The following is a 25991-nucleotide window of genomic DNA, read 5'->3' as shown; positions in this document are numbered from 1 at the left end:
CCTCGGAGGACGTGCTCGACCTGATCGACCTGCGCGCCGACTGCCGCCGCTGCACCGGGCTGTGCTGCGTGGCGCCGGCCTTCGCCCGCTCCGCCGACTTCGCCTTCGCCAAGCCCGCGGGCACGCCCTGCCGGCACCTGCAGGCCGACGCCCGCTGCGGCGTGCACGCCGAGCTGCGGCCGCGGGGCATGGTCGGCTGCACGGTCTTCGACTGCTTCGGGGCGGGGCAGGCACTGTCGGCGCGGACGGACCGACGCGCCGGCGACACGACGGTGTTCGCGGCGTTCCCGCAGCTCAAAACACTGCACGAGCTGCTGCGGTACCTGCTGGAGGCGCGCTCGTTGAGTGGCGGTGTCCTGGCCGACGACCTCGGCGCGGCGATCGCCCGGACCGAGGAGCTCGCGGGCCTGGACCCTGCGGAGCTGGCGACGCTGGACGTCGAGGCCCACCGCCGCGCCGTCAACCCGCTGCTGGTCGCGGCGAGCGAGGCGGCACGCGGAGAAGGGCCGGACCACCGCGGTGCGGACCTGGTCGGTGCGCGGCTGCGGGGCGCGGACCTGCGGCGGGCGAGCCTGCGCGGCGCGCTGCTGCTGGGCGCCGACCTGCGTGGGGCGGACCTGCGCGGCGCCGACGTCACGGGCGCCGACCTCCGCGGTGCGCGGCTGGAGGGTGCCGACCTCCGCGAGGTGATGTTCCTGGTGCCGCCGCAGCTCACCGCGGCCCGGGGCGACGCGACCACGCGCCTGCCCGAGGGGTTCGAGCGCCCGGACCACTGGACCGCGGCACCGCGCGACTCCGCACCCGCCCGCCCGCGCAGCCAGGGCCGGCGGCGGTCGAAGCGCCGCTGAGCCCTCGGGTCGCACCCCCGAGCGCCGCCGTCGACCCGCCCGGGCGCCACCACGCGGTCAGGGGGCGGTCTGGCTCAGGGCGGCGGCGACCCCGATGGTCACCGCCATGACCGTGACCTCCACCCCCGCCCAGCGCAGCACGGGCAGCGTGCCGCGCTGCAGCCGTCGGCGGGCGAGGCCGCCGAGCAGGGCGAGCACGACGATCAGCCCGGTCTTGGCGAGGATCAGCGCGCCGTAGCTGCTGGTGAGCAGGTCCCCGAGGGACGGCAGCCGGAGCAGCGCGTTGGCCACCCCGGTCACCGCCGTGCCCACCAGGCACACCGTGGCGATCCGGGAGAAGCGCGGGAGGCCCCGGTCGAGCAGCGCGCGGTGCGGCGCCACGAGCAGGAGCAGCACGCCGAGCCCGCCCACCCACAGAGCCGCGGCACCCACGTGGAACGCCACGGTGACCACCGCGAGCGAGTGCTCGGGGGACGAGCCGGTGTGCCCGGTGACGGCCGGGGTCAGCGCGCCGAGCAGGGCCGCGACCAGCACGACCCGGCCCGGCACCGAGTCCGGGCTGCGCAGCCGGGCGATCGCGCAGCCGAGCACGGCGGCCGCGCACAACGCCGTCAGGACGATCCCGCGGCCCGCCGCGACCCGGGTGACGAAGGCACCGACGTCCGCCCCGGTGAGCGCACCGAGCGGACGACCGACGGCCTCCGCGGTGCGCGCCGCGACCGACACCAGCACCGCGGCGAGCCAGACCCCCGCCACGACGACCGTCGCGCGGTCGCCACGGCGGATCACCGTGGTACCGCGGGCGTCGCGCGCCGAGGTCGGGACCAGCACGGTGACCAGGCCGAGCCCGACGCACGCGACCGCGGCCGCGTCCGTCAGGCCCCGGAGGCCGGTGGCGACGAGGGTGATCCCGGCGGCCTGCGCCAGGACCCCGGCGAGGAGGGCGGCGTCGCCCGCGAGCCCGGTCCACACGAGCGGGGCCGCCCGCTCGGCGGACGGTCCCCGGCTCGCGGTCGGCGCCCCCATCAGGCCCGCCCCCGGCCCGGCGCGGTCACGACCGCCCCAGCCGCATCGCGACGGCCACCCCGGCCCCCACGAGCACCACGGCGCCCACGATCCACGGCCAGACCGGCATCCCGCCGGACTCCTCGGCGGGCGCGGTCTGTGCGGCCGGGGCGGCACTGGGTGCGGCCTCGGCCGACGGGATCGGCGGGGCGGAGCTGCCGGTGCCCGTCCCGGCCGTGGTCAGGGTGAACCCGACCTTGCCCGAGACGGGGTGGCCGTCGTCGGAGAGCACGCGGTAGCCGATCTCGTAGCGGCCGGCCGGGCCGAGCGGCCCGACCGTCGCGCTCACCGAGTCGCCCTGGGCCCGGACCTCGCCGGTGACGTAGTCCTTGCCGTCCGGGCCGATCACGGTGATCGTGTTGAAGCCCTGCTGCATGGTGTCGCTGAAGGTCAGCGTGACCTTCTGCGGACCGGTGTCCAGGGTGGCGCCGTCGGCCGGGTCGCTGCCCTCGAACTCGGCGTGCGCGAGCGCCGGGGTGGCGCCGAGCAGCAGCGCGAGCCCGGCGAGCAGGCCGGCGGCGGCGAGACGGGCCAGGCGGCTCATGTGTCGCTCCCCACCTTGTGCTCGCTCCGCGGCGAGGGCGTCGGGGCCGGACGGCGGCTGCGCAGCAGCGCGCCGCCGCCCAGGCCGAGCCCGAGCGCGCCGAGCAGCAGCCCGACGCCGCCCAGCCAGCGGGCGGTCGTGTCGGTGCTCGACGCGGTCTGCTCGGTCCCGGCGGCCGCGGCGCCGTCGTGGCCGCCGTGCCCGTCGCCGGTGGCGGCCGTCAGCGTGACGGTCGGGGCCGGGTGCTCCGGCTCCGGTGCGCCGGGGGTGGTCGGCTCGTCCCAGGCGACGACGCGGCCGTCGTCGTAGGTCTGGACGGCGGGCAGGACCAGCTGGTCGGTGCCGGTCGGCAGCGGGCCGAGCGAGAGCGGGAAGTCCACGAACTGACCGGGTCCGATGCGGGTACCCGGCTGCGCGGTCCAGGTGACCTTGGTGACGGCCTGGGTGACCTGCCGGCCGTCGACGTCGACGGGTGCGGGCAGGTTCCCCTTCGTGACCTCGGCGGTCCACCCGGGCTGCGGGGTGGTGCGGGCGGAGGTGACCGGGTGGTCGGTCGGGAAGGTGACCTCGAGCTTGGTGGTGCCCGCGGTGTCGGACTCGTTGGGCACGCGCATCGAGATGACGGCGTAGCCGCCCTGTTCGGCGGTGCTCGGCTGGGCGGTGACGTGCGCGAACGCCGGGACCGTCCCGGCGAGGAGGAGGCCGCCGGCGGCGGCGGTGACGGCCGTCGCGCGCAGCGCGGTACGGCGGGTGCGGGTGAGCACTTCGATGTCCTCTCGGCGCGCCGGTCGTCGGCGCGCGGGGTGCGGACCGGTCCCCGGGGACCGGCGGGTGCGATCAGGAAGCGGCGATCGGACCCGGTGCCGGCGGACCCCGGCGGAGGACGGCGCCGACGGCGGCGCGGCGGACGTGCCCGACGATCCCGGCCGCGGGCACCGCGAGGGTGCGCAGCGGGGCGTCGGCGGGGAGCGGCGCGGACCGGCGGGGCAGCACCCGGCGCAGCGCGCGCGCCAGGGCCGAGAGCAGCCGGTCGGCGTCCCGCAGCAGGAGCCCGGAGAGCACCGTGGCGACGGCGTGCATCACCAGCATCTGCGTGCCGGAGGTGGCGCCGCCGTGGTCGTGCCCGAGGAACTCGAGCAGCTCGTGCAGCACGAACTGCCCGGCGCCGAGCACCAGGACGGTGCCCACCGGCCCGCGGGCCCGCTCGGCGGCCGAGGTGACCGCCAGCGCGAGCAGGGGCAGCAGCACGACGAGCAGGCCGAGGTCGGGCAGCGTGCCGCCACCCGCCAGGTGCCCGAGGCCGGTCAGGAGGGTGCTCAGCGAGGCCAGCACGGCGCCGCGCAGTGCCCGCGCGTGGGCCGGTCCGGTCGGCGGGCCGGCCCCGAACGGGCCGGTCCGGGGCTGCATGGGCACAGACGGTAGCCGAGGGGGACCCGGTCGCCGAGGGGCGGGTCAGGGGCGGGACCAGGGGCCGGGCCGGGAGCCGGTCAGGACCGGATGCCGAGGAGGTCGAGCAGCCGGTCCTCGACCCGGTCGAGCTCGCCGGCGACGGCGCGGAACGCGGTGCGGCGGCGGGCCGCGGGCATCTGCTCGGCGGCCCGGACGGCCACGGCCAGGTCCGCGAGCCGGGGCCGCATCTCCCGGACGAACGCGGTGGCGGCCGGGGTCGCGTCCGGCGCGCTCTCGAGCTCGGTGAGCGCCTCGCCCGCGCGGGAGATGCGCGCGTGCAGCGCGCCGCCGCGGCCGGTGTAGCGGCCGAGCTGGTCGGCGGGCACGCCGAGCTGCCGGGCGCGGTAGGCGTCCCAGCGGTCCCGGGCGACCGCACCGGCCGCGATCGCGTAGGGCGCGAGCAGCGGCGCGACGGCCTTGCCGACCGCGATCAGCCGCTTGGTGCTGGCGGGGGTCAGGTCCTTGGGCGCGGCCGTGCCGGCCTCCTTGGCCAGCGCCTTCTGCGCCTTCCCCGCCTCCTTGCGGGCCTTCTTCGCGGCCCGGCGACCGGGCTTGTCCGTCGCGACGGCCTCGACAGCGGCCAGCGCGGTCCCGGCGGCCCGGCTCACGGCGTCGCCGGCCTGCTCGGCGGCCTTGCGTGCCTTCCGCTCGGCCTTGTCGGCCGCCTTCGCCGTCTTCCTCTCGATCCTCGCGGCCTTCTTCCCGACCGTCGCGGCGGCAGGCGACCCACCTCGTCGCAGTGCCATGTGTCCCGTGCCTCCCGCGTCGCGTACCCGTTCCCGGTGATCAGCGGCAGCCTAGAGGGCGTGGCGCGCCGTGGCAGGCGCGGAGTTGTCGGTGGCGGTCTCTACCCTCGGGGGTGTGACGGCGACGATCAGCGGTGCGGGCGGGCAGGCGGGCCCCGGAGGGTCCGTGCCCGGGCGCGGCGAGGGATCGGCGCCCGCGGTGCCCGCAGCGGCGCCACCGGCCTCGACGAACGGCCACCCGGTCCCGCTGCTCGACGCGGCGGCGACCTCCCGGTGCCGCCGCCGGGTGCACCTGGACCACGACCCGTCCGCGGCCGGCGCGCCGCGGGCCCTGCCCGATCCGGCGCTCGAGCAGCGCCGGGCGGACGTGCGGGAGCACCGTGCGCGGATCGCCGAGACCGTCGGCGGGGCGCAGGCCGGGGTGTGGCGGGCGGTGCCCGAGGGTCTGCCGGCCGCCGAGCGCGCCCGGCTGACGGGCGAGCTGGTCGCCGCGGGTGTCGGGCTGATCAGCGGGGCGGTGCTGCCGGTCGACCCGGCGGGTCGCCGCGGATCGGCCGAGCTGCTGGTCCGGGTGCCCGGCGGCGGGTACGTGCCCGTGATCGTCGTGCGGCACCGGATCACCGATCCCGGCGCCGGTGCGGCCACCACCCCGCTCACCGCGCCGTTCCCGCAGCTCGCGGTCGTGGACGAGGAGCGGAAGGTGCGTTCGCAGCCGCGGGACCTGCTGCGGCTGGCGCACCTCACCCGGATGCTGCAGACGGCGGGCTGGGCCCCGCCGGGCGAGGTCGAGGGCGCCGACCGCGGCGGCGTCGTCGGGCTGGACGCGGACGTCGTGGTGTGGCACGACCTGCGGGCCGGGCACTGGCCGGGCGACCGCAGCACCCTCGAGGAGTACGACGAGCGGTTCGCCGACCGCGCGGCCGTCGCCCTGGCGGCGGCCACCGGGGCCGAGCCGCTGGCCGAGCCGTCCCGCGTGCTCGAGTGTCGGCGGTGCCCGTGGTGGCCGACCTGCGAGGCCCGGCTCACGGCGGAGCGGGACGTGAGCCTGGTGGTGCGGGGCGACATGGCGGGGGCGCTGCGGGAGGTCGGCATCCGCACGGTCGACGAGCTCGCCGACCTCGATCCACTGGCCGAGCCGCCGGTGCCGCTGCCGGGTACCCCGTTCCCGGACGTGGTGGCGCTGGCCCGGGGCTGGCGGCGCGGGCTGGCCGTGGCCCGGCGGGTGGAGCGCGTGCCGGTGCGCCGTGCGGACGTCGAGGTCGACGTCGACATGGAGAGCTTCGGCGAGTCCGGCGCCTACCTGTGGGGCGCGGCGCTGTCCTACCCGGGCGGGGCGCGCGAGGGGGACGAGCCGCAGGGCTACCGCGCGTTCGCCACCTGGGAACCGGTGCCCACCCCGGACGAGGGGCGGTCCTTCGCCGAGTTCTGGACCTGGCTCTCGGGTGTGCGGGCCGCCGCCGAGCGGACCGGCCGCACCTTCGCCGCCTACTGCTACAACGAGCAGGCCGAGAACCGCTGGCTGCTGTCCTCGGCCACCCGGTTCGCGGGCATGCCGGGCGTGCCGACGCTCGCGGAGGTCCGCGAGTTCATCGCCGCGGACTGGTGGGTGGACCTGTTCGCCGTGGTCAACGAGTGGTTCCTGTGTGCTCAGGGCAAGGGGCTCAAGAAGATCGCCCCGGTCGCCGGGTTCCGCTGGCGCGATCCGGAGGCCGGCGGGGAGAACTCGATGCGCTGGTACCGGGACGCGGTCGGCATGGACGGTGCCCCGCCGGACCCCGCGCAGCGCGAGCGCCTGCTCGGCTACAACACGGACGACGTGCTGGCCACCCAGGCGCTGCGCGAGTGGATGACCTCGCGCGCGGTCGACGAGGTGCCGCTCGCGTCGGAGCTGTGACCGTGTCCGGAAACCGCCAGCGCGGGCCGGAGGACCCGGAGCATGCTGTGCAGGTGCAGCTGAACTGGGGGATCGTTCCGGCGCCGGAGCCGATCGGCGCCCTCACCGTCGCCGTGAGCGAGGCCGGCCTGTGCCTGGTCGGGTTCGGGGCGTCGCCGGAGCGCGCGGCGGCGGCCGCCGTGCGGCTGGGGGTCGAGCCGGTCGAGGACGCGGCCGGCACCCGCGCCGCGGCCGCGCAGCTCGAGGAGTACCTGGCGGGGGTGCGCCGCGTCTTCGACCTGCCGCTGGACTGGCGGCTCACCCACGGCACCCAGCGCACCGTGCTGCAGGCCCTGTTCGCGCACGTCCCGTACGGGGCGACCACCACCTACGCCGAGCTCGCCGCGCTCAGCGGGGCCTACGAGGGTCACGGGTACACGGCGGCCCGCGGGGTCGGCGCGATCATGGGCTCGAACCCGCTCCCGGTCGTCGTGCCCTGCCACCGGGTGACGGCCGCGGGCGGGCTCGGCGGGTTCGGCGGCGGCCGCGCCACCAAGGAGTGGCTGCTCGCGCACGAGGGCGTGCTGGCCCCGACCCTGTTCTGAGCGCTGCACCGGGGCATGGCTCCGGCCGTCCCGGCCCGGGCCCGGCCTGATCACCGTTCGGGACCGGAATGCGTCGCCTCCGGCGCTCGACGGTCCCACGCGACGATCACGGACCACGGGGTCGGTCGGCACGCTCCGGCGCACCGGTCCGGGGGTGCGCGTACCTGCCGGAGCGTGCGGATCCGCGCCCGGGCTGCCCGTGCGCGCGCTTCCGCCGCGGCCCGCTGACGATGCAGGCGCATTCATCGCCCGACCGACCGCGCACCCCGTCAAGATCGCCGCTCGAGACCGGAAAGCGTCGAATTCGGTGGGGCGGCGGCCTTGAGCAGTGATCTTGGGCCCTCGTAGGCTCACGTCCCTGCTCGCGGGCCGGTGGACTTGCTCCTCGGCACTGCTCGCGGGCCGGTGGACTTGCTCCTCGGCACTGCTCGCGGGCCGGTGGACTTGCTCCTCTGCACTGCTCGCGGGCCCGTGGACGGTCGCTCGCTCGCACTGCTCACCGGTCCGCGTCGGAGCTGCCCTCGCGATGTTCGCGGCTACGGGCGACCTGCCTGCCGCGCAGGCAGGATCGCCGGCGATCCGCCGTGGCGCCCGTCGTGATCGCCGCTCGGGACCGAGAAGCGCCGGATCTGGCGGGCAGCGGTCCCGAACACCGATTTTGGGCCGGAGGACGGGCCGGAGTGCGACGTCGGCAGGCCTACGCCCCTGCTTACGGATCCGGGCCGGCACGGCTTGCGTATCCCGCATACGGCGCTCGTGCAGATCCGCGGCGCACGCGAGCTCGCCCGAGGTCGGATCGGGCCTCCGGTCGGCGTCCGGGTCGGTGTGGTGCGAGGGTGGGGCCGTGGCACCCCGCACGTACGAGAAGCTCGGCCCCACCGGAGCGGCCGCGAGCACCCACCACCTCGGCACCTCCACCGCCCTGACCGTGCTGGCCCGGGGTGGCAACGCCTTCGACGCGGCCGTCGCGGCCGGGTTCGTCCTCCAGGTCGTGGAGCCGCACCTGTGTGGTCCCGGCGGCGAGGTCCCGATCGTGTTCACCACAGCCGCCGACCCGCAGCCTCGGGTGCTGTGCGGGCAGGGCGTCGCCCCCGCCGCCGCGACGATCGACCGCTACCGCGCCGAGGGCTGCACGCTCGTGCCCGGCACCGGCCTGCTCGCCGCGACCGTCCCCGGCGCGTGGGACGCGTGGCTGATGCTGCTGCGCGACCACGGCACGTGGGAGCTGGCCGACGTCCTGGCCCCCGCGATCGGCTACGCCGCGAACGGGTTCCCGCTGGTCCCGCGGATCCCGGACACGATCGCCACGGTCGAGGAGCACTTCCGCCGGCACTGGCCGACCTCGGCCGAGCAGTGGCTGCCGGCGGGCGACGTCCCCCGCCGCGCACACCGGTTGCCGACACTCGCGGCGACCTGGCAGCGGCTGCTCGACGAGGCGCAGGGCACCACCCGGGAGGCGCGCATCGACGCGGCGCGGGCCGCCTGGTACCGCGGGTTCGTCGCGGAGGCCGTCGACCGCTTCTGCCGCACGCCGGTGCGCGACGAGACCGGCCGGGACCACGCCGGCCTGCTCACCGCCGACGACCTCGCCGGCTGGTCCGCGACGTACGAGGACGCCCTGGTCGTCGACGCCGGCGCGGGCTGGCAGGTCGCGAAGTGCGGGCCGTGGTCGCAGGGCCCGGTCCTGGCGCAGACGCTGCGCCTGCTCGACGGCGTCGAGCTGGCGTACGAGGACGGGATCGCGACCGCGGACACCGTGCACACCGCCGCCGAGGCCGCGAAGCTCGCCTTCGCCGACCGCGAGGCCTGGTACGGCGACAGCGCCCCGGTGCCGATGGACGACCTGCTCGCCGACGACTACACCGCCGCCCGCCGTACGCTGATCGGCGAGTTGGCCTCCCGCGAGCTGCGTCCCGGCTCGCCCGGGGGCCGCGACCCGCGGCTGGGTGCGCTCGCGACGGACCCCGACCGGCCGATCGGCAAGGGCACGGAGGGTCCCGGCACCGGGGAGCCGACGGTGGCGCGACTCGAGGAGGGCGCCGCGACGGGCGAGCCGGCACCGAGCGAGCCCACGCTCACCCGGCAGGGCGTGGCCCGGGGCGACACGGTGCACATCGACGTGGTCGATGCGGCCGGGAACATGGTCTCCGCGACGCCGTCGGGCGGCTGGCTGCAGTCCTCGCCGACGATCCCCGAGCTGGGGTTCTGCCTGGGCACGCGGGCGCAGATGTTCTGGCTGGAGGAGGGTCTGCCCAGCTCGCTGATGCCGGGGCGGCGCCCCCGCACGACCCTCTCGCCAAGCCTCGGCCTGCGGAACGGCGAGCCCCGGATCGCGTTCGGCACCCCCGGCGGTGACCAGCAGGACCAGTGGCAGCTCTGCTTCGTGCTCGCGCACACCCGGGCGGGGCTGGACCTGCAGGCCGCGATCGACGCCCCGGCCTGGAACACGACCTCCTTCCCCGCCTCGTTCGCGCCGCGGGGCTGGGAACCGGCGGGCCTGGTCGTCGAGTCCCGGCTGGGCGCGGAGACGATCGACGAGCTGGCCCGCCGCGGGCACCGGGTCACGGACGCGGGCCCCTGGGCGCTGGGCCGGCTCTCCGCCGTCGGGCGGGGGGACGACGGCCTGCTCGCCGCCGCCGCCGACCGCCGCAGCGGCGTGGGCTCCGCCGCCGCCCTGTGAGAACCGCATTGTGGTCCCACGACGCAGATTCCGGGGCCGGGAAAGCGCGTTATGGTTCCATGATGCGTGAACTCGGCCGCCGAGAACGCGTCATGGCTCCATAACGCACTCCGACAGTGCGCCATGGAGCCATTCGTCCAGGGGCGGGACGCTCCTATGGTTGGTCAAGCCCCTGAGTCGGCGGGTGGGTGTTCGAGCTGTCGGTAGAGCTGGCGGCTGATGTAGCGCTTGAGGCAGCGGCGGATCTCAGGGTCGGTCTTGCCCTGGGCGCGCCGGCGTTCGGCGTAGGCGCGGGTGTCGGGGTCGTAGCGCAGCCGCGAGACGGCGATGGTGTGGATGGCCCGGTTGAGTTGGCGGTCTCCGGAGCGGTTGAGCCGATAGCGCACCGTCTTGCCCGAGGACGCAGGGATGGGTGCGGTGCCGGCGAGCATGGCGAACGCGCCGTCGTCGCGGCAGCGGCCCGCGTGTGACCAGGCGGCGAGCACGACCGCGGCGGTGATCGGGCCGACCCCGCGCAGGGGAAGCAGGTCCGGACGCCAGGACCGCACGATCGCCCGGATCGCCTTCTCGTGCTCGGCGGCCTCGGTCTCCAGGTTGCGGATGCGTCGCGCGAGGCTGCGCAGGGCGCTCATCGCGGTGAACACGTGGATGTCTGCGGCCGCGGTGTGCGGGCGTAGCCGGGCGGCGGTGGAGACCATCACGACGATGCTCTGCCCGCGGAAGCGGTCCCGAACCGGCTCCGGTGCGGTGATCACCAGGGCGCGTAGCTGTCGTTGAGCATCCGCGCCCGCCTCCACTGCGCCGCGGCGCACGGTCAGCAGGTTCTGCAACGCGGCCCGGTCCTCGCCGGTCTTGGGTTGGGCCAGCCGGGTGCGGGACAAGGCTTCGCGGGCTGCGCGGGCGGCGTCGAGCGGATCGGACTTGCGCCCACCGCGGCGAGCCGGGCGGCCGGGACGGTCGAGCTCGACGACCAGCTCGTCAAGGTCACCGAGGTGCCGCGCCAGCCCGGCGCCGTAGCCACCGGTGCCCTCGATCGCCCACGCCCGCAGCCCGGCGTGGGCGTCGGCGAACTCGACGAGCTCGCCGTAGCCCTCGGCGTCCGCGGACACCGTCACCGTGGCCAGGACCGCTCCGGTGCTCGCGGTGACCGCGGCGGCGGTGTGGGTGGCGGTGTGGGTGTCGACGCCGATCACGACATCAACCACCTCGGCCAGCCTCGAGTCGTCCGGCCTGGATTTCTCGGCCGGCTCTGTCAGCATGGGCATCGCGTTCTCCTTGCCGGGAGGGACGTGGAAGGTCCCGGTCCCGGTTCGGAGCCGGCAAGACTGTGACGGGACACGCCGGGGGCTACCGGCGGTCATGCTCCTGATCAGGCCAGCTGCTCCGGCCGGGGCCGGCGCCGACGACAGCAGGCGGGCAAGTCCGGTCAAAGACACCCGAAGGGCCAGTCAGACCAAGGGCCACACCCACTGCCGCCGTACACCAACCCCATCATCACCGGGCCGGTACCGCCAGCCTCACAGTCAGCCCAGGACGGCCTGGATGTCGATGTCGATGCGCAGGGTGCGCCCGATCGCCAGCACGCCCGCGAGGACGCTCTGGTTCCAGGAGATCGCGAAGTCGTCCCGGGAGATCTCGGTGGTGGCCGAGAAGGCCGCCCGGGTGCCGCCCCACAGGTCGGGGCCCGTGCCGCGGTACCGGACGTCGAGCGCGACCGGCGCGCTCACGCCCTTGAGCGTGAGCAGCCCGTCGACCCGCCAGTGCCGGGTGTCGATCCGGACGAGCCCGTCGGACTTGTAGCCGATCTCCGGGTGGACGTCGACGTCGAGGAAGTCGGCGCTGCGCAGGTGCGCGTCCCGGTCGGCGTCGTCGGAGTCGACGCTGGCCGGGTCGATGGAGACCTCCACCGAGCTGTTCTCCAGGGGGTCGGCGACCTGGATCCGGCCGCCGAAGCCGCGCAGCCGCCCGTGGATCCGGCTCATGCCCAGGTGCAGGGCGGTGGCGCGGATGCTCGAGTGGTGCGGGTCGATCGTCCAGGTCCCGGGGGCGGGCAGGACGTCCCCGCCCACCTTGGCCAGCTCCAGCACGCCCATCGTGGAGCGCTCGCCGGCCACCTGGACCGTGCGCGCGGCGGGCTCGTGCCCGGCCGCGGCGGCGATCACCGTGTACGGGCCCGTCTCGAGGCCCTCGATCACGAACCCGCCGTCCTCGCGGCTGGCCGCCCGGCCGCGCTGCACGCCCGTCGCGTCGACGGCCGTCAGCGTGCCCCCGGTGACGGGCCAGCCGTCCGGGGTCATCAGCCGTCCGGTCACGTCGCTCATCGGAGTCCCTCCGTCGTTCCGTTGTGTGCCGCGCCGGTCCCCACCGTCCCGTTCTGCCCGAGGCCGTTGCGGGCGGCTCCGAACTGCGCGGTGCCGTTCGGAGCGCCGTTCGCGGTGCCGTTAGCGGTGCCGTGCTGCGCGGGGGCCGGGAACTCGACGTCGGTCGTGGTCACCCCGCCGGAGCCCACCTGCACCACCGTCGCCACCGGCGCGTAGCCGCTGGCCGTGAGCGTGTAGGTCCCGCCGGGCAGGTTCTCGAAGACGAACGAGCCGTCCGGGCCGGTCACGGTCGACGCGACCACGGTGCCCCGTCCGTCGATCAGGGTGGCGAGCGCCTCGGCGACCCCGCGGCCGTCGCTGGCGGCCACGACGGTGCCGACGAGCCGGGCCCGCCGGGGCAGCTCGACGTCGTGGTCGGTCACCATGCCGGTCCGCAGCTCGACCGCCGCGGCGACCGGCGCGAAGGACGACCCGGTCACGGTCAGCGTGTACCGCCCCTCGGGCACGCCGTCGAGCCGGTAGCGCCCGGCGGCGTCGGGCCGGCCGGTCGCGGCGACGTCGCCCCGCGCGTCGATCAGGGTGATCGTGGCGTCGTCGACCGGCGTGCCCTCGGCGTCCCGCACCGCGCCGCGCACCGCGCAGGTGCCGGCGAGCGGGACGGCGTGCCGGCGGGGTCCGTCCGCCACCGCCACCATCGCCGCGTGGGGCTGGAAGGCGCCGGAGGTGGCGACGACGAGATAGGTGCCGCCGTGGGCCAGCGGGATCCGGTACCCGCCGTCCGGCCCGGTCATGGCGCGGCCCTCCTGGCGGCCGCCCGGGTCGGTCACGGTGACGACCGCGTCGGGCAGCCCGGCACCGTCGGCGCGGTGCACGATGCCGTTGACCTCGGGGCCCGGGCCGTACCCGGCCGGCCCCGCGGCCTCCTGCGGCGCGGTCGGCGTGGACGGCCCGGTCGGTGCCGGGCCGGGCTCGCCGGCGAGGTGGTGCCGGCCGCCGTCCCCCGGCGCGTCGCCCGCCGGTCCGGCACCGTCGCGCGCGGCCACGGCCGCGGCGACCGTGCCCGGGCGCACGGCGTGCCCGTTGCCGAGGTGCCCGTTGCCGGGCTGGGGCGCGGGGTGGGTGGCCCGGTACTCCTCGATCGGCTCCACGGCCGCGGTCACGGCCGCGGGGGCGGGCGGGGTGCCCGCCTCCTCGGCCAGCCGGGCCTGGGCGCCGGACATGGTGCGCAACGGCAGCTCCTTCAGGAACAGCAGCAGGACGAACGCCACGAAGATCACGAACGCGACGATCAGGAAGGCCAGCGTCATCGAGTCGGTGAAGCCGACCAGGAAGGGCCGGGCCAGCCGGGGGTCGATCTGCTGGAGGAAGGCCGAGTCGTTCAGCACGCCGGAGGCGGCGGACAGGTCGCCGGACCGTGCGCCCTGCACGATCTGCTGGTTCACCGGGTTCGCGACGACCGAGGGATCGGCGAGCGCGGCACGGAAGGTCTGGCCCGCGTCCCCCCGGAAGGCGCTGGTGATCCTCTCCCCGACCGTGGAGAAGACGATCGAGAGCACGATCGCCGTGCCGAGCGTGCCGCCCATCTGCCGGAAGAAGGTCGCCGACGCCGTCGCCACACCCATGTCCCGCGCGGGGACCGCGTTCTGCACCGCGAGGACCAGGGTCTGCATGCAGCTGCCGAGGCCGAGGCCGAACATCGCCATGTAGAGGTCGAGCTCCCACAGCGGGATGTCGACGGTGACCCGGAAGTGCAGCAGCAGCATCGCGCCGACCATCAGCGCGGTGCCGACGATCGGGAAGATCTTGTACCGGCCCGTGCGGGCCGTGACCTGGCCGGAGACGACGGAGGCCGTCATGATCCCGGCGACCATCGGCAGCATGAGGAAGCCGGACTCGGTCGGGCTGGCCCCGTGCACGATCTGCAGGAACTGCGGCAGCAGTGCGATGCCGCCGAACATGCCGAGACCGATCACGATGCCGACGACACTGGTCAGGCTGAACACGCCGTTGCGGAACAGCCGCAGCGGGAGCAGCGCGTCGTCGCCGTAGCCGCGCTCGCAGAACACGAACGCGACCAGGCCGACGACGCCGATGACGTAGCAGACGATCGCCGAGGTGGAGCCCCAGCCCCACTCGCGGCCCTGCTCGGCCACGATGAGCAGCGGGACCAGGCCGACGGCGAGCGTGAGCGCGCCGGGCCAGTCGATGCGGTGCGGCCGCGGCGTGTGCGGCACGTTGAGGACCTTGGCCACGACGACCAGGGCGAGCAGCCCGAGCGGCACGTTGACCAGGAAGATCCACCGCCAGCCGTCGATCCCCGCGATGGAGGCCTGCCCGGAGAGCACGCCGCCGATGACCGGGCCGAGCACGCTCGACGTGCCGAACACGGCGAGCATGTAGCCCTGGTACCGGGCCCGCTCCCGCGGCGGCACGATGTCGCCGAGGATCGTCAGGGCCAGCGAGAACAGGCCGCCGGCGCCGAGGCCCTGCACCGCGCGGAAGCCTGCCAGCATGTACATCGACGTGGCGAAGGTGCACAGCACCGACCCCACGACGAAGATCGAGATCGCGGTGAGGAACAGCGGCTTGCGGCCGAAGATGTCCGACAGCTTGCCGTAGAGCGGCGTGCTGATCGTGCCGGTGATCAGGAACGCGGTGGTGGCCCAGGCCTGCTGGGACAGTCCGCCCAGGTCGTCGGCGATGGTGCGGATCGCGGTCGAGACGACGGTCTGGTCGAGCGCCGCCAGGAACATCCCGAGCATGAGCCCGACCAGGATGGTCACGATTTGCTTGTGCGACAGCTCACCGCCCCGGTCGATCGGCGGGGCCGGCCGCGCGGGCGCGGCGGCGGCTGGGCTGGTCATCGGGGGTCCCCCTCGGTCGTGCGGTGGAGATCGGCGACGAAGCGGCCGAGCAGGTCGGCGAACTGGCCGCGGGCCTCGGGGGTCCAGTCGGCCAGGGCGTCGACGAGCTGGGCGGCCCGGCGCCGTCGTTCGGAGTCGAGGACCCGGTGGCCCTCGGCGGTGGCGGCGAGCAGGCTCGCCCGCCCGTCCTCGGGGTCGGCGCGCCGCTCGACGAGCCCGGCCCGGACCAGGCCGGCGACCTGCCGGCTGATGGTCGACGGGTCCGCGCACATCGCGGCCGCGATCTCCCCCGAGCGCTGCGGGCCCTCCGTCGCGAGCTTCGCGAGCAGCGGGAACGCCGCCGTCTCGAGCTCCGCGCGGTAGGTCGGGCCCACCCGCTTGACCAGACGCATCAGCATGACGATCTGGTGCACCAGCCGGTCGGCGACGTCGATGTCCCGGTCGTCGAGGGCCCGGGGGTCGAGGACGCCGTCGGGGAGCGCGGGCGCGCCCTCGATCTCGGCGGTCATGCATGCTCCTGGTGGTCTCTTTACCTGTACTTTGCGTGTATCACGCAACGAGTTGCTGTACGCAAGCATGAACCCGTCCCGGGGACGCGCGCAAAGCGATTACCCCCTCGAGGACGGTGATCCCCACCACCTCGGCGGGATACGGTGCCCCCGTGGCCCGGCCGACGGTGGTGGAGAACGTCTTCGATCCCCGGGTGTTCGCCCGCGGCGTGCCGCACGAGGCGCTGCGCCGGCTGCGGGACGAGAACCCGGTGTCCTGGCAGGAGGAGCACGAGGTCGGCATCTGGCCCGCCGGCCCCGGCTACTGGGCGGTGACCCGCTACGACGACGTCCGGCACGTGCTGCGCAGCCCGGCCGACTTCTCGTCGTCGCTCGGGGCCACGCAGATCCGCGACCCCGACCCCGCCGACCTGCCCTTCATCCGCCGGATGATCCTCAACATGGACCCGCCCGAGCAGGTCCGGCTGCGCACGCTCGTGACCGGCGCGTTCACCCGGCGCCGGCTGGAGCGGTTCGCCGCGACCGTCCGCGAGCGGGCCGCCACCCTGCTCGACGCGGTGGCGGAGCGGGGCGGCTGCGACCTGCCCGCCGAGGTCACGGACGACTTCCCGCTGCAGAACCTCGCCGACCTGCTCGGCGTGCCCGCCGCGGACCGCGCGCAGCTGCTGCACTGGACGAACCGCGTGATCGGCTACCAGGACCCCGAGCACGCCCAGGTCGTGCTCGACGCCGACGGCCGGCCGGTCAACCCGCGCTCGCCCGCGCAGCTCGCCGACATGTTCGGCTACGCCGAGGAGCTCGCCGAGGCCAAGCGCCGGCACCCCGGCGACGACGTGATGACCGCCCTGGTCCAGGCGGAGGTCGACGGCGAGCGGCTCACCGACGCCGAGCTGAAGATGTTCTTCTTCCTGCTGGTGGTCGCCGGCAACGACACCGTCCGCAGCGCCCTGCCGGGCGGCGTGCTCGCGCTGGTGGAGCACCCGGGGGAGTACGCGCGGCTGCGCGCCGATCCCGGCCTGCTGCCCGCGGCGATCGAGGAGATGCTGCGCTGGCACCCGCCGGTGCTGACCTTCCGCCGCACCGCGACCCGGGACCTCGAGCTCGGCGGGCAGGCGATCGCGGCGGGGGACAAGGTCGTCGTCTACCACGTCTCCGCGCACCACGACGAGCGCCGCTTCCCCGATCCGCACCGCTTCGACCCCGATCGCACGCCCAACGACCATCTCGCCTTCGGGCAGGGCCCGCACCTGTGCCTGGGCGCCGCGTTCGCCCGGCTGCAGATGCGCGAGTTCCTGGAGGAGTTCCTCACCCGGCTGCCGCAGGTGGAGCTCGCGGGCGAGCCGCGCCGGCTGACCTCGAACTTCATCAACGGCCTCACCCGGCTGCCGCTGCGCTGGTGACCCCCGGCTAGTCTCCGCCGCACGCGATCACGGGAGGCGTGCCAGTGGGTCGGACGGGCCGGGTCGGGCGTGTGGTCACCGGGTTCGCGTTCGTCCTGGCGCTCGCCGGCTGCGCGCAGCCCGGGCAGCTGGGCCATCCCGCGCCGGCCCCGGAGGCCGCCCCCGCCGCGCCGGACGCCGCGCCGATCACCGCCGCCTCCGCCCCGGCCGGACCGCAGACGGTCGGGCGCGGGGTCGTCGACGTCCCGCTGCGCTTCCGCACCCCGGCGCCCGCCGACTACGCCGTGCGCACCCTCGACCTCGCCCCGGGCGCGGCCCTGGGCTGGGAGACCCACCCGGGCACCGAGCTGACCCTGCTCGCGGCCGGGCAGGCCGCCGTGCAGGAGGCCGGGGCGTGCGCGCCGCGGGTCCTCGCGCCGGGGGAGGTCGCAGCCGTCGGCGAGGGGGTGGCGCACGTCGTGCGCAACACCGGCACCGCCCCGGCGCGGCTGGTCGTCACCACCTTCCTCGCGCAGGGCGTGCCGGAGGCGACCCAGGTGCCGCCGGCCTGCCCCGAGGAGCCCCCGGCCGCCGCGCCGGCGCCGTAACTCCGACGTCACCGGCGGCCGGAGCTCCGGTGTGCCGCCGCCCGGCGCAGTCCGCCACCGGGGTGGAAGAGGGGGCGCCCGGACCCGCCGATGTGGAACGATGGCCTCCAGTCGGGGACCCTTTTCTTTCGACCGGGCGGAGTGCATGGCGAGGAAGACCGTGACCGCCAACGACGGGCGGACGTGGGAGGTCAGCAGGCGCATCGACTGGTCGCCGCCCGCGGTCGGCGACGAGTTCGAGCACGACGTCGACGGCGGCCGCGGGGCCGTCGTGATGGTCGTCTGCGCGCTGATCGTGTTCGGCGTCGCCATCGTGGCCTGGCCGCTGCTCGCCCGTTCCCAGGTGTACGTGCCGGCGGCCTACTGGTTCGCCGCGATCGTGATCCTCGGGTTCTTCCCGGTCCGCTGGTACCTGCGCCGGCCCTGGAAGATCGTCGCGGAGACGGACGGGCACTACGGCTCCGACGCCGGCCGCGAGCACTGGGTGGGCAAGGTCCGCGGGATCGGCCGCGCCCAGGAGGAGATGCGCGTGGTGGTGCTGTCGCTGCGCCAGCGCGGCACCCCCGGCCACGCCGACAGTCCCCTGCAGCCGGTCAACTGATGCCCGAGCTCCCCGAGGTCGAGGCGCTCGCCCAGCACCTGCGCGACCACGCCCTCTACCGCCCGGTCGCGCGCGTCGACGTGGCCAGCATGAGTGTGCTCAAGACCTTCGACCCGCCGGTGTCGGCGCTGGCCGGCCGGGTGGTCACGGGCGCGAGCCGGTTCGGCAAGTTCCTGTCGGTGGACTTCGAGGACCGGCCCGACGAGCCGGGCCTGCACCTGGTCACGCACCTGTCCCGGGCCGGCTGGCTGCGCTGGCACGACCAGGCCGCCGCCACCCCGCCCAGGCCCAGCGGGCGCGGCCCGCTGGCCCTCCGGGTGCACCTCGACACGGTCGGCGGGCCGGGGTTCGACCTCACCGAGGCCGGCACCCAGAAACGGCTCGCGGTGTACCTCGTGCGCGACCCGCAGGAGGTGCCGGGCATCGCGAAGCTCGGGCCCGACGCGCTGGACGTCGACCGGGCCGGGTTCGGCGCGCTGCTCGCAGGGCGCTCCGAGCGGATCAAGAACCTGATCACCGACCAGAAGGTGCTCGCCGGTATCGGCAACGCCTACAGCGACGAGATCCTGCACACCGCCCGGCTGTCCCCGTACGCCGTCTCCGGGCGGCTCACCGAGGACAAGGTCGACGTCCTGTACGAGGCGATGCGGACCGTGCTCACGGACGCGGTGGACCGCTCCGTGGGGCAGCGCGCCGCCTCCCTCAAGGGCGAGAAGCGCTCCGGGCTGCGGGTGCACGCGCGCACCGGGCTGCCGTGCCCGGTGTGCGGCGACACCGTGCGGGAGGTGTCGTTCGCCGATCGGTCGTTCCAGTACTGTCCGACCTGCCAGACCGGCGGCAAACCCCTGGCCGACCGGCGGCTCTCCAGACTGGTGAGGTGACACCCGTGGCGGACGTGCTCTCGTCGCCGCTGGTGCTCGTCCTCGGGGTGGTCATCGTGGCGCTCGTCGCCGTGATCGTGGTGCTGCTGGTGCGCCGCGCCCGCCGGCACACCTTCGCGAGCCCGCTCGAGCGGGCCACCTTCTCCACGCTGCACACGGTCGCGCTCGCCGCGCCCGCCCTGCGCGAGGGGCTGAACCCGAACTCCGCGGCGTACGCGTTGCCCTACCTGCGCACCCTGTTGGACACCTGCGCGCTCACCATGACGGACGCCCGCGGCGAGGTCCTGGCCTGGGACGGGGAGGCGGACCAGCACAAGCCGGACGTGGTGTCCCTCGCCGACCAGGTGATCTCCACCGGCCGCCAGCAGGTGCTCTCGCACTCGGCCATCGCCTGCCAGTACCCGAGCTGCGACGTCCGCGGCATCGTCGTCGTGCCGCTGGAGAGCGACGGCGCGATCATCGGCACGCTCGCCGCGCTCACCACCGCGACCGCGGGCCCGGTGCTGCTGCGGGCCACCGCCGAGGTCGCGCGCTACGTCTCCAGCCAGCTCGAGCTGGCCGAGCTCGACGAGTCGCGCGCCCGGCTGAACCGCGCCGAGGTGCGGGCGCTGCGCGCGCAGATCTCGCCGCACTTCGTCTACAACGCGCTCACCACGATCGCGAGCTTCATCCGCACGGACCCGGTGCGCGCCCGCGACCTGCTGATCGAGTTCGCCGACTTCACCCGGTACTCCTTCCGCACCGCCGGCGAGTACACGACGCTGTCGGACGAGCTGACCAACATCGAGCGCTACATCGCGCTCGAGAAGGCCCGCTTCGGCAACCGCCTGAACATCAAGCTGCAGATCGCGCCCGAGGTGCTCAACGTGGTGCTGCCGTTCCTCGCGCTGCAGCCGCTGGTGGAGAACGCGGTGCGGCACGGCCTGTCCGGCAAGCCCAACGGCGGCACGATCACGATCACCGCCGAGAACGCCGGCGCCGAGTGCGTGATCATCGTGGAGGACGACGGCGTGGGCATGGATCCCGCCCGGCTCACCGAGGACCTCGACGACGCCCACCTCTCCGGCGCGCACGTCGGCCTCGGCAACGTCGACGACCGGATGCGCTCGGCCTTCGGGGACGACTTCGGCCTGGTCGTGGACACCGCCGTCGGCGCGGGCATGAAGATCACGCTGCGGGTGCCGAAGTTCCGGGCGGGCATCCGGGTCTGAACCCGCGACCCGAGCCGGACGGGCGTTTCCCGGCACCGCACAGAATCGCGCCAGACTTTCTTCAACCGAGGTGCATCCGCGGATGGACGTGCACCGGTAGTGCGGGGTGTCAGGAGCCGGCCGGGCCTCGTCGACGAGGGCCCGTGGTTCGACCCCCTCACGAGGAGATCCGATGCGACGCCTCACCCTCGCCCTCGGCGGACTGCTCACGGCGTGCGCCGCCGCCGTCGCGACCGCCCCGACCGCGACCGCCCAGGAGACCGGCACCGTGCACGTCGTGCACGGCATCCCGGACACCCCGGTGGACGTCTACGTCGACGGGCAGCGCGCGCTCGACGACTTCGCCCCCGGCACCGTGGCGGGCCCGGTCGACCTGCCGGCCGGGACCAGGAGCGTGGCCCTCTTCCCGGCCGACGCGGCCGACGGCTCCGGCGCGCCGCTGCTGTCCGCGCAGGCGGAGGTCCCGGCCGGCGGCGACGTCACCCTCGCGGCCCACCTCGACGCGAACGGCGCCCCGACGGTCACCCCGTTCGTCGACGACGTCTCGGCCGTGCCGGCCGGGCAGGCCCGGCTGGTCGTCCGGCACACGGCCGCCGCGCCGGCCGTCGACGTGCTGGCGAACGGCACCCCGGCGCTCACCGGGCTGACGAACCCGAACCAGGCCGCGGCCGAGGTCCCGGCGGGCACCCTGTCCGCCGCGGTCGCCGCCGCGGGCACGACCGAGCCCGTGCTCGGGCCGGCCGACCTGACCCTGGCCGAGGGCACGGCGACCTTCGTGCACGCGACCGGCTCGCTGCAGGCGAACAACCTCCGGCTGGTGACCTTCACCGTCGACGGCCTGCACAGCGCTCCGGCCGGCGTCCCGGCCGGAGCCCCGTCGGGCGCCCCGGCGGACGACGGCGGAGGGCCGGCGATCGGCGCGGCGGCCGGCCTGGTGCTGGTCGGGGCCGGCGCGATCGGCCTGCGCCGCACGCGCGCCGCGCGCTCCTGACCGTGGCGCGCACGCGAGCCCCGGGTCCGGTCGAGGGTCGGGTCGCGAGAGGGGTCGCGGCCCTGTTCGCGCTGGTCGCGGGGCTCGCGCTGCTCACCGGGACGGGGGTGGCCCGGGCGCTGCGGGCCGCCCCCGCTCCGGTGCCCCCGCCGGCGGGCCCGGTCGTTCCGGGTCCGGTCGCGGTCCCGGCGGGGGACCCCGGAGCAGCCGCACCGGCCGCTGCCGAACCGGTGGGGCTCACGGTCGACCGGGCCGGGCGGGTGCTGCTGGCCGGGCCGGTGCGGCCGGTCGGGGTGGACGCCACCGGGGCGATGGGCGTGCCGGCGGAGGTCGCGACGGTCGGCTGGTACCGCTTCGGCCCGGCCCCGGGCGCCGGCACCGGCTCGGCGGTGCTGGCCGGGCACGTCGACGACCGGGAGCAGGGGCCCGGCGCGTTCCACGATCTCGCCGGGCTCACACCGGGCGACGTGGTCACGGTCCACCGCTCCGCGGCCCCGGCGGTCCGGTACGAGGTGCGCGAGGTGCGGGCGGTGGACAAGCAGGCGCTCCCGGCGGGCGAGCTGTTCGCCCGGGACGGTCCGCCCCGGCTGACCCTGGTGACGTGCGGCGGGCCGTTCGACCGGGGGACCCGGTCGTACCGGGACAACGTCGTGGTCACGGCCGCACCGCTCGACCCGCTCCCTGCGCCGCCTGCACAGCCGGCGGGGACGTCGTGAGCACCCCGGCCGCGTCGTCGTCGGGATGCCCGGTTCGTCCGGCCCTGCGATGCTCGTCCGGTGACACGCCGACGGGCTCCGGGATGACGGAGATCCTGCCGCCGGGCCCCCCGCGGGAACCGCGCAGCGCCACGGATCCCGGGCGGCCGCCGGCGACCGGGGCGACCGGGTCGGCAGCGGCGGAGGGCCCGGACGGGGAGATCGCCCTGCGCCTGCGCGCCGGGGACCCGGAGGCGCTGCGCCTGGCCTACGACCGGCACGCGCGGGTGGTCCACACGGTCGCGCTGCGGGTGCTGCAGAGCCACCACGACGCCGAGGACGTCACCCAGCAGGTCTTCGTACGCGCCTGGCGGGGTCGCGGCGGCCTCGACCCGGAGCGCGGCGGGCTCGGCCCTTGGCTGATCGGGATCACCCGGCGACAGATCGCCGACCGCCTGGCCCTGCGCGCGCGGGAGCGGGCGGCCGCCGAGGGGGCGGTGCGAGCGGGGCCGCCACCCCCGGTCGGGCCGCGGCCCGAGCAGGTCGTCGACGTCGTCGTCGTGGCCGACGAGCTGGACCGGCTGCCCGAGACCCAACGTAGGGTGGTCCGGCTGGCCTTCTACGACGACCTCACCCAGCAGCAGATCTCCTCGGTGACCGGACTCCCGCTGGGCACGGTGAAGAGCCACCTCCGACGCGGGGTGGACCGGATGCGACGACGATGGGAGGCGGGCGGTGCGGCACCCGGGGCCTGACGAGCTCGTCGACGCCGCCCTGTCGACCCGGGAGCCGGATCCGGGGACCGAGGCGCACCTGCGCGGGTGCCCCACCTGCCGTGCCGAGGTCGAGGCGCTGCGGGGCACCGCGCAGCTGGCCCGCGAGGGTGCCGACCGGCCGCTGCAGGACCCGCCGCCCGCCGTGTGGGAACGCGTCGTCGGCGAGCTCGGCCCCGAGCTGACCGGCGGCCCCGCGGCGCCCCGGGACGGGCCCGGCACCGTCACCATGCTTCCCCTCCGGCGCCGCGGTCCCCTGCTCCTCGCCGCGGCCGCGCTGGTCGTGGGGCTCGCGGGCGGGGTGGGCCTCGGGCTGACGCTGGGCCCCGGCGACCCGGAGGGCCCCGACGCGTCCGGCGCCGTGCCGCTGGTCGCGCTGGACCCCGGCTCGGGGACGACCGGCAGCACCGGCCTCGCCGAGAGCGGCGGGCGCCTGGTGCTGACGGTGGCGCTGGAGCGCGGGGCGGTCCCGGCCGGCGGCTACCTGGAGGCCTGGCTGATGGACGAGGGCGCCACGCGGCTCTACGCGCTGGGCGGGCTCACCGCCGACGGCCCGGGCCGCTGGACGGGCCGGTTCGTGCTGCCCCCGGACCTCCCGCTCGACGTCCTGGACACCGTCGACGTGTCGGTCGAGCACTTCGACGGCGACCCCGGCCACTCCGGCGAGAGCCTGGTCCGGGGCCGCACCGCGTGATCCCCACCGCCCGTCGCGGATCCCCCGCGGCCGTCGTCGCGGCGGGCGACCCGCGAGTGGTCATAGGCTGGCGGCATGGACGCCCTCCGCCTGCCCGAAAGCCTGACCTCGCGCCTTCCCGGACGGCTCGGCGAGAAGGGCGACACCCCGGTCGTCCCGCTCGTGCGGCTGCACGGCGTGATCTCGCCGCAGCCCGGCCCGGTGCCCCGCGCGGTGATCAACGCGGCGTCCACGGAGAAGGTCCTGGAGCGGGCGTTCGGCGCCGAGCGGGTCGTCGCCGTGGGGCTGCTGGTGAACTCGCCCGGCGGCTCGCCGACCCAGTCCGCGCTGGTCGCGGACCGGATCCGGGGGCTGGCGGCGGAGCACGAGGTCCCGGTGCTGGCGTTCTGCGAGGACGTGGCGGCCTCCGGCGGGTACTGGCTGGCCTGCGCGGCGGACGAGATCTACGCGCACCCGACCTCGATCGTCGGCTCGATCGGCGTGATCAGCTCCGGCTTCGGGCTGGAGGGCTTCATCCAGCGGTTCGGGATCGAGCGCCGGCTGCACACCGCCGGGAAGTCCAAGTCCCGGCTCGACCCGTTCCTCCCGGAGAAGGAGGAGGACGTCGCCTGGCTGCGCGGCCTGCAGGACGAGCTGCACGAGCTGTTCCGGCAGTGGGTCACCGAGCGCCGCGGCGACCGCCTGACCGGCGGCGAGGAGCTGTTCACCGGCGAGGTGTGGACCGGGGCCCGGGCCGTGGAGCTCGGCCTGGTCGACGGGCTGGGCACGGCCCGGTCCGTGCTCACGGAGCGCTTCCCGGACGCGAAGCTCGCCCCGGTCGAGGGACGCAAGCCGCTGCTCGCGCGGCTCGGCCTCAACGCCCCCGCCGCGGCCCTGCCCGGCTCTCTCAGCGGCGGCGGTGCGACGGACGCCGCGCTGGGGCTGGTCCAGGCGGCCGACATCAGGGCGACGTGGGCGCGCTACGGTCTGTAGCCTCGCCGGCGGTGGGCGAGCCCGAGGGACCCCCCGGTCCTCACCCGTTCGATCCGTAGCCGATCGGTCGCAGATTGATGGGATGCCCTGGCATCCCGCACCGATCACCGTCACCATGGTCGGCAGGGCCGGGAGCCGCCACCGACGAGGTGCGCGCCCGGCCGCGCACCGGGAACGCAGGATGAGGAGATCGTGGACAGCACCGACAGCTCCGGAGGTCTGGTCGTCCTCGCAGTGGACGACGAACAACCGGCTCTCGAAGAACTGGCGTTCCTGCTGAACGAGGACCCGCGGGTCGGCGAGGTGCTCAAGGCCTCGGACGCGACCGAGGCCCTCCGCATCCTCAACGCCCGCAGTTCCCGGGAGAGCGTGCACGCCGCGAACGCCGCCCGCGCCGCGGGGGCCCCGCACCCGGCCGCCGGGACGCGCGTGGCCGAGAAGACGGACGTCGACGTCGTCTTCCTCGACATCCGCATGCCGGGGCTGGACGGGCTCGAGCTGGCCCGGGTCTTCTCCTCCATGGCGCAGCCGCCGGAGGTCGTGTTCGTCACCGCGCACGACGACCGCGCGGTCGACGCCTACGAGGTCGGTGCCAAGGACTACCTGCTCAAGCCGCTGCGCGAGGAGCGGCTCGCCGCGGCCCTGGACCGGATCATCGCGAACCGGGCCACCGCCACCCCCGTCGAGCCCGTCCCGCAGGAGCGGGACGAGGACGAGGTCATCCCCGTCGAGCTCGCCGGCACCACCAAGCTGGTGCCGCGCTCCGCGGTCCGGTACGTCGAGGCCCAGGGCGACTACGCCCGGCTCCACACCACCGAGGGCAGCCACCTGGTCCGCATCCCGCTGTCGGTGCTCGAGGACCGCTGGCGGGACGCCGGGTTCGTGCGCATCCACCGCTCGTTCCTGGTGGCGCTGCCGCTGGTCACCGAGCTGCGGCTGTCCGGGTCCGGCTACGTGGTGCGGGTCGGGTCCGGCCCCGACACCGCGGAGCTGCCCGTCTCCCGCCGGCACACCCGTGAGCTGAAGGACCGCCTGGTCCGCGCGACGAAGCAGGCGTGGAGCCAGAGATGAGCCCCGACGACGCACTCCTTCCCGCGGAGGAGGCATGAGCGCTGCCGTCGACGGCTCCCCGCCGTCGATGAGCCCCGGTCCCGGGAACGACGACGGGTCCCCTCGTCGGCGCCGCGCGGCCCCCGCCGGCGTCGAGGACTCCGGGCCGCTGTGGCTGCAGGAGGAGATGCGCCGCCGGATGGACGCCAACGCCCGCTCCGGTCGGGGCCGGCACGCGCGGGACGAGGCGGACACCGAGCAGTTCGGGGTGAGCGAGCTGCGGGCCAGGGTGGCCCGCGGTGACGCGGGCCCGTCGGCCGGCCCGGACTACACCTCCTACCCGGACTACGAGGACGACCACCCCGACGACGACGACGAGCCGTTCGGCGGCCCGGAGGTCGAGCGGTTCGAGCGGGTCCTGGGCCCGGCCAGCGTGCCGCTGCGGGTGCCCGCGCCCGAGGCCTACGACGACGGGCGCGGCGGGCCCGACCCGGCGTCCGGTCCTGCGGGCGGTCCGGGCTCCGGTGCGTCGGGGTACCGCGATCTGCAGGGCCCACCGGCCGGGCCCGGCGGCATGCGGCAGAACGGCGGCCCCGGCAGCCCGCTGTCGCGCGCGGGCCGGCCCGCGCTGG

General features: G+C 75.9%; 24 protein-coding genes and 1 pseudogene. 16 read left to right on the top strand and 9 right to left on the bottom strand.

Annotated elements, in window-relative coordinates; genetic code table 11:
- The first annotated feature begins 11 nt into the window (after positions 1 to 11).
- Positions 12 to 848, top strand: a complete 837-nt coding sequence (locus tag ACFQH9_RS00730) for a pentapeptide repeat-containing protein (protein WP_379563037.1) — start codon at positions 12 to 14, stop codon at positions 846 to 848.
- 57 nt (positions 849 to 905) lie between these two features.
- Here the strand turns inward: ACFQH9_RS00730 and ACFQH9_RS00725 are convergent, their stop codons facing one another.
- The 5 genes from ACFQH9_RS00725 to ACFQH9_RS00705 form a co-directional block, all read right to left on the bottom strand.
- On the bottom strand, positions 906 to 1874 hold the full coding sequence (locus tag ACFQH9_RS00725) for a copper resistance D family protein (RefSeq protein ID WP_379563035.1): 969 nt from the start codon (positions 1872 to 1874) through the stop codon (positions 906 to 908).
- A 25-nt stretch (positions 1875 to 1899) separates the two neighbouring features.
- Positions 1900 to 2457: a copper resistance CopC family protein gene (locus ACFQH9_RS00720; protein WP_379563033.1), complete on the bottom strand. Its 558-nt coding sequence runs from the start codon at positions 2455 to 2457 to the stop codon at positions 1900 to 1902.
- A complete protein-coding gene (locus ACFQH9_RS00715) occupies positions 2454 to 3221 on the bottom strand; it encodes a YcnI family copper-binding membrane protein (RefSeq protein ID WP_379563031.1) in 768 nt (255 codons plus the stop codon). The genes ACFQH9_RS00720 and ACFQH9_RS00715 overlap by 4 nt, the downstream gene beginning before the upstream one ends.
- Positions 3222 to 3294: 73 nt before the next feature.
- Positions 3295 to 3864: a hypothetical protein gene (locus ACFQH9_RS00710; RefSeq protein ID WP_379563029.1), complete on the bottom strand. Its 570-nt coding sequence runs from the start codon at positions 3862 to 3864 to the stop codon at positions 3295 to 3297.
- Positions 3865 to 3944: 80 nt separating this feature from the next.
- Positions 3945 to 4652: a DUF6474 family protein gene (locus tag ACFQH9_RS00705; protein ID WP_379563027.1), complete on the bottom strand. Its 708-nt coding sequence runs from the start codon at positions 4650 to 4652 to the stop codon at positions 3945 to 3947.
- 199 nt (positions 4653 to 4851) lie between these two features.
- On the opposite strand from ACFQH9_RS00705, the gene ACFQH9_RS00700 reads away from it, so the two are divergent.
- The 3 genes from ACFQH9_RS00700 (at position 4852) to ACFQH9_RS00690 (ending at position 9810) form a co-directional block, all read left to right on the top strand.
- Complete coding sequence (locus ACFQH9_RS00700; protein ID WP_379563117.1) at positions 4852 to 6546, top strand: TM0106 family RecB-like putative nuclease; 1695 nt, start codon at positions 4852 to 4854, stop codon at positions 6544 to 6546.
- A 53-nt stretch (positions 6547 to 6599) separates the two neighbouring features.
- Positions 6600 to 7130, top strand: a complete 531-nt coding sequence (locus ACFQH9_RS00695; protein ID WP_379563025.1) for a methylated-DNA--[protein]-cysteine S-methyltransferase — start codon at positions 6600 to 6602, stop codon at positions 7128 to 7130.
- An 844-nt stretch (positions 7131 to 7974) separates the two neighbouring features.
- On the top strand, positions 7975 to 9810 hold the full coding sequence (locus ACFQH9_RS00690; protein ID WP_379563023.1) for a gamma-glutamyltransferase family protein: 1836 nt from the start codon (positions 7975 to 7977) through the stop codon (positions 9808 to 9810).
- 164 nt (positions 9811 to 9974) lie between these two features.
- Here the strand turns inward: ACFQH9_RS00690 and ACFQH9_RS00685 are convergent, their stop codons facing one another.
- The 4 genes from ACFQH9_RS00685 to ACFQH9_RS00670 form a co-directional block, all read right to left on the bottom strand.
- Positions 9975 to 11075, bottom strand: coding sequence for an IS110 family RNA-guided transposase (locus ACFQH9_RS00685; RefSeq protein WP_379563021.1), 1101 nt, complete (start codon positions 11073 to 11075; stop codon positions 9975 to 9977).
- A 258-nt stretch (positions 11076 to 11333) separates the two neighbouring features.
- Positions 11334 to 12131, bottom strand: a complete 798-nt coding sequence (locus tag ACFQH9_RS00680) for a YceI family protein (protein ID WP_379563019.1) — start codon at positions 12129 to 12131, stop codon at positions 11334 to 11336.
- Entirely contained in the window at positions 12128 to 14995 is a 2868-nt protein-coding gene (locus ACFQH9_RS00675; RefSeq protein ID WP_379563017.1) for an MFS transporter, read from the bottom strand. The genes ACFQH9_RS00680 and ACFQH9_RS00675 overlap by 4 nt, the downstream gene beginning before the upstream one ends.
- Positions 14992 to 15504 (bottom strand): MarR family winged helix-turn-helix transcriptional regulator, encoded by a 513-nt coding sequence (locus ACFQH9_RS00670; protein ID WP_379563015.1) that lies wholly within the window; start codon positions 15502 to 15504, stop codon positions 14992 to 14994. Before ACFQH9_RS00670 ends, ACFQH9_RS00675 begins: the two co-directional genes overlap by 4 nt.
- Positions 15505 to 15656: 152 nt before the next feature.
- On the opposite strand from ACFQH9_RS00670, the gene ACFQH9_RS00665 reads away from it, so the two are divergent.
- The 12 genes and pseudogenes from ACFQH9_RS00665 to ACFQH9_RS00610 form a co-directional block, all read left to right on the top strand.
- Positions 15657 to 16904, top strand: a complete 1248-nt coding sequence (locus tag ACFQH9_RS00665) for a cytochrome P450 (RefSeq protein WP_379563013.1) — start codon at positions 15657 to 15659, stop codon at positions 16902 to 16904.
- Positions 16905 to 16942: 38 nt separating this feature from the next.
- A complete protein-coding gene (locus tag ACFQH9_RS00660; RefSeq protein ID WP_379563011.1) occupies positions 16943 to 17491 on the top strand; it encodes a cupin domain-containing protein in 549 nt (182 codons plus the stop codon).
- Positions 17492 to 17636: 145 nt separating this feature from the next.
- The gene (locus ACFQH9_RS00655) at positions 17637 to 18092 is read left to right on the top strand and encodes a hypothetical protein (RefSeq protein WP_379563009.1); all 456 of its coding nucleotides are present in this window, start codon (positions 17637 to 17639) and stop codon (positions 18090 to 18092) included.
- The gene (locus ACFQH9_RS00650; RefSeq protein WP_379563007.1) at positions 18092 to 18973 is read left to right on the top strand and encodes an Fpg/Nei family DNA glycosylase; all 882 of its coding nucleotides are present in this window, start codon (positions 18092 to 18094) and stop codon (positions 18971 to 18973) included. The genes ACFQH9_RS00655 and ACFQH9_RS00650 overlap by 1 nt, the downstream gene beginning before the upstream one ends.
- A 5-nt stretch (positions 18974 to 18978) precedes the next feature.
- Positions 18979 to 20184: a sensor histidine kinase gene (locus ACFQH9_RS00645; RefSeq protein WP_379563005.1), complete on the top strand. Its 1206-nt coding sequence runs from the start codon at positions 18979 to 18981 to the stop codon at positions 20182 to 20184.
- Positions 20185 to 20356: 172 nt separating this feature from the next.
- On the top strand, positions 20357 to 21175 hold the full coding sequence (locus tag ACFQH9_RS00640) for a DUF4397 domain-containing protein (RefSeq protein WP_379563003.1): 819 nt from the start codon (positions 20357 to 20359) through the stop codon (positions 21173 to 21175).
- Positions 21176 to 21177: 2 nt separating this feature from the next.
- Complete coding sequence (locus ACFQH9_RS00635) at positions 21178 to 21891, top strand: class F sortase (protein WP_379563001.1); 714 nt, start codon at positions 21178 to 21180, stop codon at positions 21889 to 21891.
- An 83-nt stretch (positions 21892 to 21974) separates the two neighbouring features.
- On the top strand, positions 21975 to 22625 hold the full coding sequence (locus ACFQH9_RS00630; protein WP_379562999.1) for an RNA polymerase sigma factor: 651 nt from the start codon (positions 21975 to 21977) through the stop codon (positions 22623 to 22625).
- A complete protein-coding gene (locus ACFQH9_RS00625) occupies positions 22606 to 23337 on the top strand; it encodes an anti-sigma factor (RefSeq protein WP_379562997.1) in 732 nt (243 codons plus the stop codon). Before ACFQH9_RS00630 ends, ACFQH9_RS00625 begins: the two co-directional genes overlap by 20 nt.
- A 75-nt stretch (positions 23338 to 23412) precedes the next feature.
- A complete protein-coding gene (locus ACFQH9_RS00620; RefSeq protein ID WP_379562995.1) occupies positions 23413 to 24309 on the top strand; it encodes a S49 family peptidase in 897 nt (298 codons plus the stop codon).
- 192 nt (positions 24310 to 24501) lie between these two features.
- Positions 24502 to 25380 (top strand): LytR/AlgR family response regulator transcription factor, encoded by an 879-nt coding sequence (locus ACFQH9_RS00615; RefSeq protein WP_379562993.1) that lies wholly within the window; start codon positions 24502 to 24504, stop codon positions 25378 to 25380.
- A 34-nt stretch (positions 25381 to 25414) separates the two neighbouring features.
- Positions 25415 to 25991, top strand: a pseudogene (locus ACFQH9_RS00610) (hypothetical protein); the annotation flags it as partial.

Origin of the sequence: Pseudonocardia lutea, from assembly GCF_042658055.1 — a bacterium.
Taxonomy (GTDB): Bacteria; Actinomycetota; Actinomycetes; order Mycobacteriales; family Pseudonocardiaceae; genus Pseudonocardia; species Pseudonocardia lutea.
This window is presented reverse-complemented; position numbering and strand designations above follow the sequence as displayed.

Bases quoted from the DNA above. Each gene is read 5' to 3' on its own strand.
- ACFQH9_RS00675 (WP_379563017.1), bottom strand. From the start codon at position 14,995: ATGACCAGCCCAGCCGCCGCCGCGCCCGCGCGGCCGGCCCCGCCGATC.
- ACFQH9_RS00630 (WP_379562999.1), top strand. From the start codon at position 21,975: ATGACGGAGATCCTGCCGCCGGGCCCCCCGCGGGAACCGCGCAGCGCC.
- ACFQH9_RS00725 (WP_379563035.1), bottom strand. From the start codon at position 1,874: ATGGGGGCGCCGACCGCGAGCCGGGGACCGTCCGCCGAGCGGGCGGCC.
- ACFQH9_RS00720 (WP_379563033.1), bottom strand. From the start codon at position 2,457: ATGAGCCGCCTGGCCCGTCTCGCCGCCGCCGGCCTGCTCGCCGGGCTC.
- ACFQH9_RS00640 (WP_379563003.1), top strand. From the start codon at position 20,357: ATGCGACGCCTCACCCTCGCCCTCGGCGGACTGCTCACGGCGTGCGCC.
- ACFQH9_RS00650 (WP_379563007.1), top strand. From the start codon at position 18,092: ATGCCCGAGCTCCCCGAGGTCGAGGCGCTCGCCCAGCACCTGCGCGAC.
- ACFQH9_RS00620 (WP_379562995.1), top strand. From the start codon at position 23,413: ATGGACGCCCTCCGCCTGCCCGAAAGCCTGACCTCGCGCCTTCCCGGA.
- ACFQH9_RS00705 (WP_379563027.1), bottom strand. From the start codon at position 4,652: ATGGCACTGCGACGAGGTGGGTCGCCTGCCGCCGCGACGGTCGGGAAG.
- ACFQH9_RS00680 (WP_379563019.1), bottom strand. From the start codon at position 12,131: ATGAGCGACGTGACCGGACGGCTGATGACCCCGGACGGCTGGCCCGTC.
- ACFQH9_RS00710 (WP_379563029.1), bottom strand. From the start codon at position 3,864: ATGCAGCCCCGGACCGGCCCGTTCGGGGCCGGCCCGCCGACCGGACCG.
- ACFQH9_RS00670 (WP_379563015.1), bottom strand. From the start codon at position 15,504: ATGACCGCCGAGATCGAGGGCGCGCCCGCGCTCCCCGACGGCGTCCTC.
- ACFQH9_RS00655 (WP_379563009.1), top strand. From the start codon at position 17,637: ATGGCGAGGAAGACCGTGACCGCCAACGACGGGCGGACGTGGGAGGTC.
- ACFQH9_RS00685 (WP_379563021.1), bottom strand. From the start codon at position 11,075: ATGCCCATGCTGACAGAGCCGGCCGAGAAATCCAGGCCGGACGACTCG.